At 59.8% G+C, this 14,276-nt stretch carries 10 protein-coding genes; 6 read left to right on the forward strand and 4 right to left on the reverse strand.

The window, feature by feature from the left end; genetic code table 11:
- Positions 1-14: 14 nt before the first annotated feature.
- On the reverse strand, positions 15-1,565 hold the full coding sequence (locus MKS85_RS16615) for a PLP-dependent aminotransferase family protein (protein WP_310663027.1): 1,551 nt from the start codon (positions 1,563-1,565) through the stop codon (positions 15-17).
- A 100-nt stretch (positions 1,566-1,665) separates the two neighbouring features.
- On the opposite strand from MKS85_RS16615, the gene MKS85_RS16620 reads away from it, so the two are divergent.
- Genes MKS85_RS16620 through MKS85_RS16630 form a run of 3 tightly spaced genes read left to right on the forward strand, consistent with a single transcriptional unit; the run spans position 1,666 to position 3,438 of the window.
- Complete coding sequence (locus MKS85_RS16620) at positions 1,666-2,307, forward strand: FMN-binding negative transcriptional regulator (RefSeq protein WP_310663028.1); 642 nt, start codon at positions 1,666-1,668, stop codon at positions 2,305-2,307.
- Between the two features lie 2 nt (positions 2,308-2,309).
- Entirely contained in the window at positions 2,310-2,756 is a 447-nt protein-coding gene (locus tag MKS85_RS16625; RefSeq protein ID WP_281459698.1) for a GNAT family N-acetyltransferase, read from the forward strand.
- Positions 2,757-2,766: 10 nt separating this feature from the next.
- On the forward strand, positions 2,767-3,438 hold the full coding sequence (locus MKS85_RS16630) for a GNAT family protein (RefSeq protein WP_310663029.1): 672 nt from the start codon (positions 2,767-2,769) through the stop codon (positions 3,436-3,438).
- Positions 3,439-3,597: 159 nt separating this feature from the next.
- Here MKS85_RS16630 and MKS85_RS16635 read toward each other — a convergent pair whose 3' ends face one another.
- Entirely contained in the window at positions 3,598-8,946 is a 5,349-nt protein-coding gene (locus tag MKS85_RS16635; RefSeq protein WP_310663030.1) for a dermonecrotic toxin domain-containing protein, read from the reverse strand.
- A gap of 248 nt (positions 8,947-9,194) precedes the next feature.
- Positions 9,195-10,094 (reverse strand): homocysteine S-methyltransferase family protein, encoded by a 900-nt coding sequence (locus tag MKS85_RS16640; RefSeq protein ID WP_047226704.1) that lies wholly within the window; start codon positions 10,092-10,094, stop codon positions 9,195-9,197.
- A 113-nt stretch (positions 10,095-10,207) separates the two neighbouring features.
- Here MKS85_RS16640 and MKS85_RS16645 point away from each other — a divergent pair, with 113 nt between their 5' ends.
- On the forward strand, positions 10,208-11,029 hold the full coding sequence (locus tag MKS85_RS16645; protein ID WP_188251884.1) for an ABC transporter substrate-binding protein: 822 nt from the start codon (positions 10,208-10,210) through the stop codon (positions 11,027-11,029).
- Positions 11,026-11,862 carry an amino acid ABC transporter permease gene (locus MKS85_RS16650; protein WP_188251885.1) on the forward strand — a complete coding sequence of 279 codons (837 nt, stop codon included), beginning with the start codon at positions 11,026-11,028 and terminating at the stop codon, positions 11,860-11,862. Before MKS85_RS16645 ends, MKS85_RS16650 begins: the two co-directional genes overlap by 4 nt.
- A 282-nt stretch (positions 11,863-12,144) precedes the next feature.
- On the opposite strand, the gene MKS85_RS16655 is transcribed toward MKS85_RS16650, so the two are convergent.
- Positions 12,145-12,609, reverse strand: coding sequence for a hypothetical protein (locus tag MKS85_RS16655; RefSeq protein ID WP_310663031.1), 465 nt, complete (start codon positions 12,607-12,609; stop codon positions 12,145-12,147).
- On the opposite strand from MKS85_RS16655, the gene MKS85_RS16660 reads away from it, so the two are divergent.
- The gene (locus MKS85_RS16660; RefSeq protein WP_257220619.1) at positions 12,574-14,232 is read left to right on the forward strand and encodes an autotransporter domain-containing protein; all 1,659 of its coding nucleotides are present in this window, start codon (positions 12,574-12,576) and stop codon (positions 14,230-14,232) included. The genes MKS85_RS16655 and MKS85_RS16660 overlap by 36 nt on opposite strands.
- Positions 14,233-14,276: the final 44 nt, after the last annotated feature.

The following is a 14,276-nucleotide window of genomic DNA, read 5'->3' on the forward strand; positions in this document are numbered from 1 at the left end:
ATTGTGCCAGGCGCTCAGCCTCCTGTTCTCCAGGCCTTGGCCAGGCTCGCCAGCGCGGTGCCAATCGCTGCTGGCGGGACGGCCGCGAACCCCAGCACCAGCCCGGCTCGCACTGGCGTCGTTGTGGTGGGCAACCAATAACCACTCAAGCCATTGATTTCGACACCGGCATGGGTCGCTCGGGCTATCAGCTCTTGCTCACGCTCGACGCTGTCCACCGGCACAGTGACGTGCAGGCCCGCCACCACCGTGGGCATGGCGCCAACGCCTGGAACCGCCTTCGGCCAGCCGGCCAGCAGCGCGTCACGCCGGGCCAGGGCGGCCCGGCGCATACGCCTGATGTGCCGTTGGAAATGCCCGGCGGCCATGAATTCGGCCATCACCGCCTGGGTACTGACTTCAGAGTGGCGTACATCCACCGCGCGACGTCGGGCGAAGGCGTCTACCAGGCCGGGTGGCAACACGAGATAACCCAGGCGCAAGGCCGGGAACGCGACTTTGCCGAACGTCCCGACATAAAGAACCCGCCCCTGGCGATCCAGTGCAGCCAGAGGCGCCAGCGGCGCACCGCTGTAGCGATACTCGCCGTCATAGTCATCCTCGACGATCCAGCCATTATTGCGCTCGGCCCAGGTCAGCAGCTCCAAGCGCCGCGCAAGGCTCATGACGACCCCGGTCGGGTACTGATGGGACGGCGTGACATAAGCCAGCCGACAGTGGTTCAACGTACCCAGCGCCGCGCAATCCAGACCATCGCCATCCACGGGCACCCCTCTGACCTCGGCACCGGCGACCGAGAACGCATGCCCGGCAGCGCGATAGCCGGGGTTTTCCACAGCCACGACGTCACCCGGGTCCACCAGTAGCTGTGCACAAAGGCTAATGCCCTGCTGAGCTCCGCTGGTGATCACAATTTGTTCAGCTGTGCAGTGCAGGCCTCGGGAGCTGCGCAGATACGCTGCGATAAGACCGCGCAAGCGCGCATCACCTTGGGAATCGCCATAGCACAGTTGCTGCAGATCCGGCTTGCGCCAGAAAGCCGCGTTCAGTTTGGCCCAAACCTCGAAAGGAAACAGATCGAACGCCGGAACACCGACCCGAAATGCCCTTGGCGGACCCAGGGGTGGTTGGGGCAAATGGTGCTTTCCGACCCGTTCCAATGCACCGCTGTGGATAACTTTACTGGATGGACCCACAGGTAAATCCAGCCAATCTGTGGATAAACCAGTGGATAAGCCTGTTGAAAACCCTGTGGGTACTTTTGTGGATATGTTTTTCAGCGGCAGGGCCGTCGACGACAGTTTTGCCACATAAGTGCCGTCACCGACCCGTCCTTCGATGAAACCCTCGGCGTAGAGCTGGTCATAGGCCCGCACCACGCTATTGCGGGAAATCGCCAAGGCCGCCGCCAGATCGCGACTGGCCGGCAGACGCGTACCGCTGGCCAACCGCCCATCCAGCACCCGCATACGCAAAGCCTGGTAAAGCTGGCGACTGAGCCCCTGACGGCGGTCCAGCTCAATGCCGGCGGGGTTGAACGACAGTGGCGGCACGGCATTGTTCATGAGAGTCCTCGCAAATGGACCTATCGAATTGGTCATAAGTGGCTCTTACAACAGACCAATAGCCTGCCTAGGATGCTCGCATTCGCCAAGGAAAATCGTCATGTACAACCCACAAGCCTTTGTCGTCGAAGACCTGCCCCAACTGCATGCCATGATGGGTGATTGCCGCCTGGCTGTATTGATCACTCACGGTGAACACGGCTTGCAGGCCAGTCATTTGCCACTGTTGCTGGACCCGCAACAAGGCCCCAATGGCAGCCTCTACGGCCACATGGCCCGGGCCAATCCACAATGGCATGACCTGGAAGCCGGTGCCGAAGCATTGGTGGTTTTCGCAGGGGCCGACGCCTACGTCAGCCCCGGTTTCTACCCCGGCAAGGCCGAACACGGCAAAGTCGTGCCGACCTGGAACTATCTGGCCGTACACGCCTATGGCCGCGCAGAGGTGTTCAGCGATCCCCATCGCCTGCGTAACCTGGTGGGCGCCCTGACCGATCGTCACGAAGCCGGCCGCGCCCAGCCCTGGAAAATCGATGATGCACCGGCGCAGTACATCGACAGCATGCTCAAGGCCATCGTCGGTTTCACCCTGCCCATCCAGCGCCTGGAAGGCAAACGCAAACTCAGCCAGAACCGCAGCCCCGCGGACATCAGCGGGGTGCGCCAGGGTCTTGCCGCCAGCCTGGACCCGCAGGACCAGGCCCTCGCACACCTGATGCATGACCTATCCTCCAAGGAGTGAACATGAGCCATCCCCAGATCCGCCTCGTCAGCGCTGACGATCACGCCGCCTGGTTGCCGTTGTGGCAGGCCTACCTGCGTTTCTACAACACCGAACTGCCGCAGGCCGTGAGCCAAAGCACCTGGCAACGTCTGCTTGATGACCGCGAACCGACCCACGGCGCCCTCGCCTGGAACGGCGACACGGCGGTAGGCCTGGTGCATTTCATTTATCACCGGTCGAACTGGAGCATCGAAAACTCCTGCTACCTGCAAGACCTGCTGGTGACAGAGCACAGCCGCGGCACCGGGGTCGGTCGCCAGCTCATCGAATTTGTCTACACCACCGCCAAGGCCGATGGTTGCTGCAAGGTGCATTGGCTGACCCACGAAACCAACGCGACGGCGATCCAGCTCTATGAGCGCATCGCCGAACGCCCGGGTTTCATTCAATTTCGCAAAGCCCTGTAAGGAGCGCAGCATGTCGATTTCCCCTGCCGATTGGAAAGGCGCTCCGGCGCCGTCTACGCAGTTGCTCGAAGGGCGCTTCATCCGCCTGGAAAAACTCGATCCGGCGCGCCATGCCGACGGCCTGTGGCAAGCCCTCGAAGGGCCCGGTGCCGACCCGAAACTCTGGGATTACTTGCCCTACGGCCCGTTCAAGGATCGCAGCGCGTTCGATGCGTGGCTGGCCAATCACGCCGCCAACGTCGACCCGTATTTCTTCAGCGTGATCGACCGCGCCAGTGGCGAGGTGCAGGGCATCCTCAGCCTGATGTCGATCGTGCCAGCACAAGGCCGCATCGAGATCGGCCATGTGACCTTCGGCGCGCCGATGCAGCGCTCGCCGAAAAGCACCGAGGCGGTTTATCTGTTGGCCAAGGAATCTTTCGCTCTGGGTTATCGGCGCCTGGAGTGGAAGTGCAACAACGCCAATGCCCGTTCCAAATACGCCGCCGAGCGGCTGGGCTTCACCTTTGAAGGGGTGTTCCGCCAGCATATGGTGGTCAAGGGCCAGAACCGCGACACCGCGTGGTACTCGATGCTGGATTCGGAGTGGCCGGCGATCCGGGCAGGATTCGAGCGCTGGCTGAGTGAGGAGAACCAGAGCGCGGGTGGGCAGGTGCTTGGGTTGGTGGAGTGTCGCTCTTGAATTGTTTCGCCTGACAGTCAGCTATCGCGAGCAGGCTCGCTCCCACAGGAGCCCAGGGCGAATGCAGAATCTGTATTCGCCGCCAATCCCTTGTGGGAGCGAGCCTGCTCGCGATGGCTAGTGGGCAGTCGACACATTCGTCGCCTGCCCACCGTCAAATCACTCCGACTTGCGCTTCACCTCACCAAACTGCTTGAGCGAGTCAGGAGTTACGCCCCGTCGTGCATACTGCCAGGCCCATTGCGGGATGCTCAGATGACTTTCCAGGTACACGGCAAAATCCAGACGGCTATGCCCCAAGCGGTTAGCTGGGAAGTTAAAGTTGTAGAGATAGAGCTGGGCCCGTCGTTGGCCGATGGCGAACAGGGTCTGGATGATTCGATTCGCACGGGCTTCTTCTGCCCCCAGGCTTTCTCTTAATGCCAATCCAAATTCCAGTCCAGTACGCAGCGACCCCGGTCGTCCAAGCGCCTGCCGAATAGTCGCATCGCTAAAATGCGGCCCAATCAGGTCGAGCCAGATCTGCATGGCGTAATCGGCTCGCAGACGCATAAGGTTCCCCACTAAACCCGGGGTATTTAACAAGATGGCCACCCGGTTATTGGACGGCAACTCCCCTGGAGGGCTAAACAATTTCGCGACGGCAGGTACGTCTATGCTCTCAACGTTCTTCCGCGCCCCGCCCAGGAACTTCATGAACGCCATCAAATTAGGTCGATAAACGAGAATGTTTTGCAGGTTCTGATCATTGAACACCTGCATCCAGTCAAGGTCGATGCGTCCCGTACGCTCCAGTTCGGCATAACGGGCGTCTGCATACGCGGCAATGAGTTCAAAGCGCCTGTCGGACAGCGCCGGATTACGGATCCACCTCGCGACGTCACTCACGGACAACATGCCACCGAGGTTGTGAGCGATAACGCGGGATCTCAGGATAATGTTGGCCCGCCGCAGCAGATCAGGGAAACGCCCAAGGGCCGTTCTGAATAAATCAACGGTCCGCTCGACCATGTCGGCATACATGAACTGATCAAACAGCTCAGCATCGTCATCGACGAACTTGTCCCGAACGCGCATCAGCTGGTCTTTTACGTCATCCAGATCATTGCGATCCACGAGATGGGCACCGTCCAGCAGCGTTTCTAGCTCATCCGGGTCCAGATGATCGTGCAGCGCCTCCTCATGCCTGACATAGGCCAGGCTATTGCGGGGATGATGACCGACCAACTGCCGGGCGGTGAGCCCATACTCCAGCATGATGTGGGCCACGTCTTTGGAAACCAGCAGGTACTTGTCACCGAGCAGCCGAAGAATGTTCTGATCATCGACAGGCGGCAGCAGAATGTCCTCGAACAGTTGCTTCATGGTGACTTTTTCCTGCGCGGAAAAAGGGCCGCTGGTGCCTGCCGCCAGATTTGCCGGGGGCCGGGGCGATAACATGCGGCCGACTTCCTGCAGGATCTCAGGAGGTAACTTAGTCCCTGGTGCCGCAGTAATTGCCATACGAACAGTTCTGTTTGCATGCAGGTCCAAGTAATCCAAGGTCGGTTGGAACAAGCGCTGCGGGTTGGGCGTTCCGTAGACGATCCGGGTGAGATCGAGCATCGCCGCATTGTCCAGAAGATTGACAAGCGATGGCGCATTCTCAAAAAGCGCTTGCTGCACTCTGGAGACTGGCGGCGCCACGTATTGACTCAACTCCGGATGTAGATCGACATGATCGGCTGCCGCATCGCGCAGCCCCTGCATCGTGAACGTCTCCTGGGCCTGCCCTTCATTCAACCCAGCCGCCAAGGCCTTGAATAGGCAATCACCATCGGCATCGATATCCACCACGCGCTCACCCAAGAGCAAACTGTAATGGTCATGACCGGTTCGTCTCAAAACGACATCTGTATCTGCTCTATCCGGATGCTCGGCCACCGGATAAATCGTTTCATGTTGCCCCGGGGTAAAACGCACCGACCAGGCACGTTGTGCGGATATTTCATCAATGATCAGCAAGCTGCGGTTTTGTGGCCAGATCGCCAGGCGCGTCATGATTGACGGCACCAGGTCTATGATCCGATTGTTCCAACTGCCCGGCGTGCGTATCGAATTGGAAACAGCGGAAACCGATAGGGCAGGCTTCTTTGACGGGCCCGGTTGGGCAGGCGTCTGCGCCGGCCGTTTGCCGCCGCCCCGGCCAAAGCCCACGGCACGCCACTGCCCATCGGACATGCGCGCCACGGTGCTGCGCATCACCCCACTGGAGCGGATGTCCAGCCCCGTCATCGGGTTGACCAGAGTGGCTTCGGTTGCATCCAGCTTCGTGTGGTCATGCACACGGAACACCATCCCGTCGGGTTGTCGCACATACACGGGGCGAGCCGTCACACTGCCGGTGGCCACATTGTTGATCGTTGCACGATAAAAGCCTCGCGCGTCCGCGGTCAGCCCACGGATCACCGAGACATCCTTCACCGCATAAGGAGCATAGATCGCCATGTCCAATGGCAACCCGGACAGCGCTTCATCCTGACTCTGGCGCGCGGTCACCGCGCGGAAAAAAGATTGGCCCCGGGAGGGCACGGTGCCTCGGGCAAGACGCGATCCGCCATGGTTCGCTACCGCATGCACAAGCGCCAGAGTCTTCAGGTTCAGCGGAATAGCCCCGGTCCTGTACACCAGCAAGCCGGTCTTGACGGCGCTCTTGAGCATCTGGAAACCCGGCGCCAGGAACATACCGGCCAACTCCATGACAACCTCGATCGCCATCTGCCCGAACCTGCCATAGGTTTGATGACGGACATCGCGGTTACTGTTGGAGCGTTGATCGGCATGGGCACTGTGAAAGTTGATGTGCGCCCGGTGGAGGGCTTCAAGAAGATCGCCGGTGATCAACGAACCGCGAATCAGCGGACGCCCCCCTTGCTGCCCCAGCGTGCGTTTTATCTCGGAAGGGTTACGCGTGGAGATACGCGAACGGAAATACGCCTGCCAATCCTCCCGTGACAACAGCTCGGCAACGCCCTCGCTCAGATCGGCAAACTCGTGGAAGTCCTCGCCCTCGGGACTGTCGGGAAAATAAACCCCCACGGTGCCCTTGATATCCGGCCCTTCCTGATCGGAAAACACCAGCACACCATTGATGCTGACCGCATTGCCCATATGGGCGTGCCGGCCGCCGACAGCCATGCTTCCACCCAACATCAGACCGTACACATGCACGCTGCGTCCCATGACGGAGGCGCGGGCCTCTACCGACGGCGAGCTCAGGACAGCGTCCAGCCAGAGGGCGAGTTTCTTCGTTGATTTGGGTGGGTTGGAGGCCTTATCGACCACCATGGCCTTGAACACTGCGTCGCCCTTGAGCGAGGCCTCATAGCCTTTGAATTTCAGATTGGCCAGGTACGCTGTCTGCCAGGCCTTCTTGTAGGCCGGTTTATTCATTTGCTCCCTGAGCATGGCCTCATAACTGCCACCGGCATCGATGCTCGTCACCATCTTGGCCAGTTCGCGCCCGCTCAACGTAATGAAATAGCCGTTGGCCGGGTTGCGGATACGTTCGCCGTCGGAATCGATCAGGTAGGCGCTCAGTACCTCCCTCATTGCATTCGGGTGCTGAGACGGTCGCAGGTTATCCAATAGCAACTGGGTCAGGCTGCTGACACGGGACTGCCCCGGGTTGGCCCTCTTCCCATAGAAAAACGTAACCATGGACAGGTCCGGATCGGGGTCTATGTCCGCGTGCACGACCTTTTGCAGATATTGCCTGATCTTCTGGCGGGTGAACTGCAACAACGTCTGGATATCACTAGCTGCCGATTTATAGGCGGCTTCCAATACCAGCAGCTCCAGACCGCGATAATGCGATTTTTCCGCAGAGGTTGCCGTTTTAAAGAAATCGGGGCGATTGTCTTCAACCAGGGTTTCCTGGCGCGCAGCCAGTGGCCCGGCAAGGGACAGCATGGGCAGGTCCAGCGCATTTTCGACATTCAGGGCAAAGGCAGGCAAGGCGAGTGTTTCGTTTACAGGCGCATTCAGAAACGTTTCCAGCGCGGCACTTTGAAACCGCAGCAGGTCATCTGCGGCGATTTCAAAGGCGTGTCCAGACAATTCAGAGGCGATATCCCGAATCCTGCGTTTTTGTCCCTCATAGACAGGGCTGACCTTATTGACCAGATCCTTGAAGGAACGGAATTTCTGGATCCCTCCTTCCAGCGAGTACAGGAACAATGCGGACTGATCGGCCCGCTTGATGGTCATTGCAGCGGGCCATTTGCGGGGCGCTGCGGCACCCATGTCGAGCATGACGGCATAAACATGGGGAATGGGCGCCCGCAACAGGCGGTTTCTGTCCGTCATGCGAGGATGGGTCGTGATGAGGTCCAGCAGGCGATCCTCATCGTTCTGCAGGTTGCGCTCACTCAGAGTCAATTGGAGGGCCGGATCCCGATCAGCCTTGTACAGATCGAACAAATACAAGAAGCGCCGGGACAGCAAAAAAGCAAGCGCCGCTTCAGCTGTGGATGGGCTTGGTGTATCGAGCCAGTCCGCTACGTACTTACCCGTGCGAAACGCAAGGAGGTCATCCTGAAACTGCCGCTTGAGACTTTCGTTGGTGGCCGGTTGAGCGACATAGAATGCCGACTCCATGATCGCTGCAGTTTTCCGATCCAATGGGCTGACAAATAGGCTGTCAGCCTCTTCCACCGTATCCGCACGACTGAAGAATCCCACGCCATCGACCGTGTAGGTGGGCCGTGTGTCCGTTGTCAGGCAGCTCAACATGACGTCGGTAAAGCGCTGCGAGGAGATCAACGCACGCTTACCCATCGAGTCGACGCTAAAGTGGTTCACGTAGCAGTGATCCGGGTCCAGGTGCTCAAACGCCGAGGCACGGAATTTCCCTTGCGCAAGCTTTGCCTTGATTCTGCCGACCAGCAGACTCTTGAGTACCGTGTCGAACGTTGGAAGCGCGGCGAGCAACCGGGCCAGCTTCACCTGATTGGCATCCAGAAGCCCCAATTGCCGGAGCTGCTCTTTTTCACGGGCGCCGAGCAGATTGCCGTGAGCATCCACCTCGGTGATGAGGGGCTGTCCAGTGCCCTGATAACCGGGCTCGATGCCGGCTCGCAATTGCTGCAGGACGTCTTGCGAGAGTGCTTTACCGTTGGCCCGCAGTGACGAAAAGTCCAGGGACATCTGACTTCGGTGGGGATAAACCCAGCCCTCTCGCGGGGACAAGGCGGAGGAGGAAGCCCGGCTTTGATGGGCTCTCAGAAAGCCTTGTGTCACGGCGTCCCGCAACGCCACCGCGGCGGTTTTGCGTTCAGCGGCCGAATCAACAGTCTCGACCTCCAGATAAGTGACCTGAACCTGCGCCTCGCCGGTGAGGCCCCATTGGGCTAACCATTGATCGGCAAATGTATGGGGTTGAAATCGGCTCCCGTTGGGTAACAGGCTGATGGGTTTCAAGCGCGCGAAAGAAGGCACGCCACGTTCATTTTCAGAGAAAACAGTCATTTCAGTGTCCGGTTGTGATCAGGGCTGGGACCCTATCGCGCCGTTCGAGCGGAAATGACATACATATGTATGGAGGGGTTAGAGGGTTCGGGGAAAAGCGTAAGTCCAAATGTCAGCAGAATCTCACGACTCCGTGGCGAAGGCGCTTGCTCGCGCTCGGTTGCGCAGCAACCGCAAGTTCTTAGGGCCGCTGCGCAGCCCAGCGCGAGCAAGCTCCCTCGCCATAGAGTTATTACGATGAACCAGGCTCAGACCAGCTTTTGCGCCAGCACCGCAATATGCTCCGGCCCAATCCCGCAGCAGCCGCCCAGATGGCTTGCCCCGCGCTTGCGCCAGTCAGCCGCCCACTGAAGGTACCCTGGTGGATCAAGGTCTTCGCGCAGCGGGTCCAACCCGTCGTTGGCCGTCGCCTCCTTCGGCTGCGGTGGGAACGCGTTGGCGTAGGCTCCAATGTGGATCTTCACCCCCAGACGCTCGAAGGTGTCCCGCGCGGCATCGATTGCTGCGCCGATCACTTCTGGTTGGCTGCAATTGAACAGCAGCGTTTCGACGCCGAGCTCGGCGGCCACTGCCGCCGCGTCCGCCACCGGCTCACCGGAACGCAGGCGCGGCACTTCATCGGTGTCTTCATCTTTCAGGGTGAATGACAGCCAGAACGGCTTGCCGTCCTTCGGCAGCCCGGCGTGGATCGCTCGCGCTTCAACCGTCGAGCTTTGGGTTTCGGCCAACCACAGGTCAACATGAGGCGCCAGGCCTGTCACCAGCGGCGCCAGCAATTCATTGGCACGGCAAGCATCGAACAAATCGGGTCGATAGGAACCGAACAACGGTGGCAGCGACCCGGCAATCCGTACTGATTTGCCTGAGGCCTGTACCGCCCGCTGCGCCAGCTCCCCAGCCAGCGCCGCCAATGCCTGGCCCTCGGCTGCAAAGCGCTCCTCTCCGATGTGAAACGGTACTACGGCGTAGCTGTTGCTGGTAATCACGTTGGCGCCGCTGGCGATGTAGGCCGCGTGTACCGCTTCGACCGCCTGCGGTGCTTCGCTCAAGGCCAACGCCGACCACTCGGGCTGTCGGAACGGGGCGCCCCGGCGTTGCAGTTCGCGGCCCATGCCGCCATCAAGGATGACTATCGTTGCTGCGCCCATATGCGATTCACTCATAAGCTTATGAAAAATACTCACTACCGGAGTCCTTCTTATAACTATTTAATACGCACCCATCGGTTAACCACAACTTATTTTTCAGCCAGGGATCTCTCGTGAAATTTCAACCGCTGCTGGCCCTCGGCCTGACTCTACTGGCCGTTTCGTCACAAGCGCTCGCTGGCGCCACGCTGGATCGCATCGAGCAGAAAAAAGAACTGGTCGGCGTGCTGATGGAAAGCTATCCGCCCTTCTCATTCCTCAACGATCAGAACCAGCTCGACGGTTTTGACGTGGATGTTGCCAAAGCGGTCGCTGAAAAACTGGGCGTGAAGCTGCGCCTGGAAACCCCCTCCTGGGACGTGATTGCCGCCGGGCGCTGGAGCGGGCGCTACGACATCTGCATCTGCTCCATGACGCCAAGCAAGGCCCGCGCCGAGGTGTTCGATTTCCCGGTTCAGTATTACGCTTCGCCAGCGGTGATCGTGGTCAACGCCAAGGACGACAGAATCCATGGCGCCAGTGACCTGAGCGGCAAGAAAGTCGGCCTCACCAGCGCCTCCAGCTACGAGAGCTACCTGAACAAGAACCTGGTGATCGAAGGCGCGGAAGACACCCGTTTGAGCTACCCCTTCGAGGACGTGCAGATCGCCCCGTACGACACCGACAACGTGGCCTTCCAGGATTTGGGGCTGGGTGCCGGGGTGCGGCTGGACGCGGTGCTGACCAATCTGGTGACTGCGCAGCCGCGCCTGAGCGAAGACAAACGCTTCAAACTGGCGGGCGAGGCGCTCTATTCCGAGCCGAACTCGGTGGCCATCGAAAAAGGCGACGCCGAGTGGAACAGCAAGGTGCGTGAAGTGTTCGCCCAGTTGAAACAGGACGGCACCTTGAGCAAGCTTTCCCAAAAATGGATCGGCGCCGACATCAGCCAATGACTTCCTTTCCATCCCCTTCTCGGCCACCGCAACCGGTGGCCGAGTCGCGCCTGAAAAAGATCTTCGGTTTTCGCACACGGTTGTACCTGACCTGGGCAACCATGCTGGTGTTGTTCGCGAGTTTTTTCCTGAGCTTCGACCTGAAATTCTCCATCATCCTGGACAAGCTGCCGAATCTGCTGGGCGTGCACCTGGCACCCAACGGCTTTCTGCAGGGCGCGGCGCTGACGCTGTTTCTATGCCTGTGTTCGATCGTCGCTTCGTCCTTGCTGGGCTTCATCACCGCCCTGGCGCGGCTGTCCAGCAGCGCGGTTGCCTTCGGCATTGCCAGTTTCTACGCGTCGTTCTTTCGCGGCACACCGCTGCTGATCCAGATTCTGCTGATCTACCTCGGGCTGCCACAACTGGGGCTGGTGCCGGGCGCGATTGCCGCCGGGATCATCGCCCTGTCGCTGAACTACGGCGCCTACCTGAGCGAAATCTTCCGCGCCGGCATCCTTGGCGTCCCCCATGGCCAGCGCGAAGCCTCCCTTGCGCTGGGCATGGGTGAAACCGTGATCTTCTGGCGCGTCACCCTGCCCCAGGCCATGCGCACCATCATTCCACCGACCACCAACCAATTCATCTCCATGCTCAAGGACTCGTCCCTGATCTCGGTGATGGGCGTCTGGGAAGTGATGTTCCTGGCGCAATCCTATGGTCGTTCCAGCTACCGCTACATCGAAATGCTCACCACGGCGGCGATCATTTACTGGTTGATGTCCATCGCGTTGGAGCTGATCCAGGCGCGGATGGAGCGGCATTATGGGAAGGCTTATCTCAAGCGCAGCTGACAGGACAGTTCCGAGGATCTTGTAGGGCGACGCTTCAGGTCATGGAAGCCAACGCGACGATCTCTGGATCGCAACACGACCGGCCTACAGATTCCATCTGCTGTGGCTTGCCCAAGGCGCGGCGTTAGCTGGCAGCGTGACCGGGGGTGGAATTTTTAAAGTGCGGACTTCTTTCAAGAGAGGCCGCACTCGATGTCTATCCAACATTTACACCCACCCCAACACCTTGCCCTGGCAATCGCCTTGGCGCTCGGCGGCGCCGATGTTTCGATGGCTCAGCCATCAGCCGATATCCTCACAACCGCCGAGCAACAAGAGCACCTCAAGGCCTTCGCCGAAGCTAAGGATACCAAGCGGCAAAATGCCATCACTTCCCGTAAAGGCGACGCGAAATGGACGGGCAAAAATGACTGGGTCATCATCAGCGCAAACGCAAAATTTCCCGGGATCATTGATGGTGGCGGAGGAAAAAACGTTCTGCGCCTGGACGCCGCCAAGCATCCGATATTGGCTGAAACCCGAAATTTCATGGCTTTGCAGGTTGCGCAAGGCGAATGGCAACACACCGGGAGCTTCGCAGGCTGGGGAGTGATCGAGCCAGACACCACGTTGCTCAATACTGGTCGAATCGACGGGCAGGTAGGGGTTCTCGGCACTCTGGATAACCAGGGCGTGATCGCCAATCGCGTGACTGTCGAGCCAGGTGCCAGCATGACGAACTCCGGCGTGGTCAATGGGCAGGTTCATGTACGCGAGAAGGCCAGCTTCAGCGGCAATGGCACTGTGGAGTTCTTGAGTATCGCGGGCCAGTTGGAAGTCGGCCCCGAAACAGGCGCACCCTCCGTAACTCAGGATTTCTCGTTGGCGGAGACTGCCGAGCTGATCTACGGGGTCAATGCAGATGGTGGTAGCTCCACGATCAACGTTGAAGGCACCGCGCTCCTCAACAACGCGACGCTGACCGTCGCCGGCGTGCCGGGCGAATACATTGAGGCGCGCGAGCACACGGTCATCCGCGCGGGGAAGATCGAAGGAACGTTCGGCACGGTCTCCAGCAATCTGGCCTTCATGACGGCGACGCTGAGCCCCACCGATACGCAAGTCAACCTGACTTACGCGCGCAACGATGTTCCCCTCAAGCAAGCAGCAACTACCGAAAACGGGCAAGAACTTGCGGCCCATATCGAAGCGCTGCAACCGGTCAAACCAGCAGCGCCCGCCCCCATCGACGTGCCTACCGTTGCACTGGCAGCTGGTGCCCGACCAGTGATCGAAGCCCCAGCAATCAAACCCGTCGAGCCACCCAAAATCACCAGCACCGCTCCCAAACCCACCGGCCAATTGCAAACCACCCAGCCAGTCGCAAAACCCAACGCCGCCATCAACGCCTTGCTCGGCAGCGATATGATGACCGCCGCCAGCGCCATCGACCAACTGAGTGGCTACAACACTGCGGATCTGGGCAACGCCACCTTGAGCAGCATCGCGCCGATCAGCAGCGGAATGCTTTCGGCCATGGGCCAGAAAAACCCCGGGAGCGTGCACGCTGACGGTCAAGTCTGGGTCCAGGCCATCGGGAACAGCGGCAGTATCGGCAAACAATTGGGCAGCTATGCCCTGAAACACTCGACAAAAGGTGTGATGCTGGGAACCGACTGGGCCATCAGCCCGGATTGGCGCCTGGGGATAATCGGCGGCAAGACGCAAACCCGGCTGGACGGCCAGCAGTTCGATGGTCGGCTCGACAGTTGGCACCTGGGCGCCTACGCCTTGCGCCAGGACGGGCCATGGGCGCTGCGCCTGGGCGCCGTTTACGGCAATCATGACGGCAGTACCAAGCGTCATGTGCTCTTCAACGGTTTCAGGGATCGCCTCAAAGGTCGCTACGATGCCAATACGCAGCAGGTCTTTGGCCAGCTCGGTTACAACCTGAACATCGGTCACTTCGATATCGAGCCTTATATCGACCTTGGTTACCAACGCTACCAACGCGATCGCTATTCGGAGAACGGTGGCGACGCGGCGTTGCAGTTCAACGGTCAGACCCAGGACTATTTCCACAGCAACCTGGGCCTGCACCTCGCCCGGTCATTCTCTCTTGACCAGGGCATGCGACTGACGCCGCGCTTGAGTCTCGGTTGGAAACATCTCTACGGCGAGACCCGAGGCGCTTCCCGCCAGGGCCTGGTCGGCGCAGGCAAGTCGTATACCGTCGAAGGCGTCGAACTGGACCGTGACAGCCTGCTCTTCGAAACAGGGCTGGACCTGGCCGTTTCGCCCAGGCATACCCTGGGGGTGAGTTATAAGGGTGAAACCGGTCAGGACAACCGTAACGGGGCGTTGATGGGCCAATGGCGAATGATGTTCTGACAGGCAAAAAAAAGGGGAGCACATGCCCCCCCGAGGTTAAACGG

The sequence above is a fragment of the Pseudomonas sp. JL2 genome (assembly GCF_031570495.1).
GTDB lineage: Bacteria > Pseudomonadota > Gammaproteobacteria > Pseudomonadales > Pseudomonadaceae > Aquipseudomonas > Aquipseudomonas rhizophila.

Bases quoted from the DNA above. Each gene is read 5' to 3' on its own strand.
- MKS85_RS16635 (WP_310663030.1), bottom strand. From the start codon at position 8,946: ATGACTGTTTTCTCTGAAAATGAACGTGGCGTGCCTTCTTTCGCGCGC.
- MKS85_RS16630 (WP_310663029.1), top strand. From the start codon at position 2,767: ATGTCGATTTCCCCTGCCGATTGGAAAGGCGCTCCGGCGCCGTCTACG.
- MKS85_RS16650 (WP_188251885.1), top strand. From the start codon at position 11,026: ATGACTTCCTTTCCATCCCCTTCTCGGCCACCGCAACCGGTGGCCGAG.
- MKS85_RS16625 (WP_281459698.1), top strand. From the start codon at position 2,310: ATGAGCCATCCCCAGATCCGCCTCGTCAGCGCTGACGATCACGCCGCC.
- MKS85_RS16620 (WP_310663028.1), top strand. From the start codon at position 1,666: ATGTACAACCCACAAGCCTTTGTCGTCGAAGACCTGCCCCAACTGCAT.
- MKS85_RS16660 (WP_257220619.1), top strand. From the start codon at position 12,574: ATGACGAACTCCGGCGTGGTCAATGGGCAGGTTCATGTACGCGAGAAG.
- MKS85_RS16640 (WP_047226704.1), bottom strand. From the start codon at position 10,094: ATGGGCGCAGCAACGATAGTCATCCTTGATGGCGGCATGGGCCGCGAA.
- MKS85_RS16655 (WP_310663031.1), bottom strand. From the start codon at position 12,609: ATGAACCTGCCCATTGACCACGCCGGAGTTCGTCATGCTGGCACCTGG.
- MKS85_RS16615 (WP_310663027.1), bottom strand. From the start codon at position 1,565: ATGAACAATGCCGTGCCGCCACTGTCGTTCAACCCCGCCGGCATTGAG.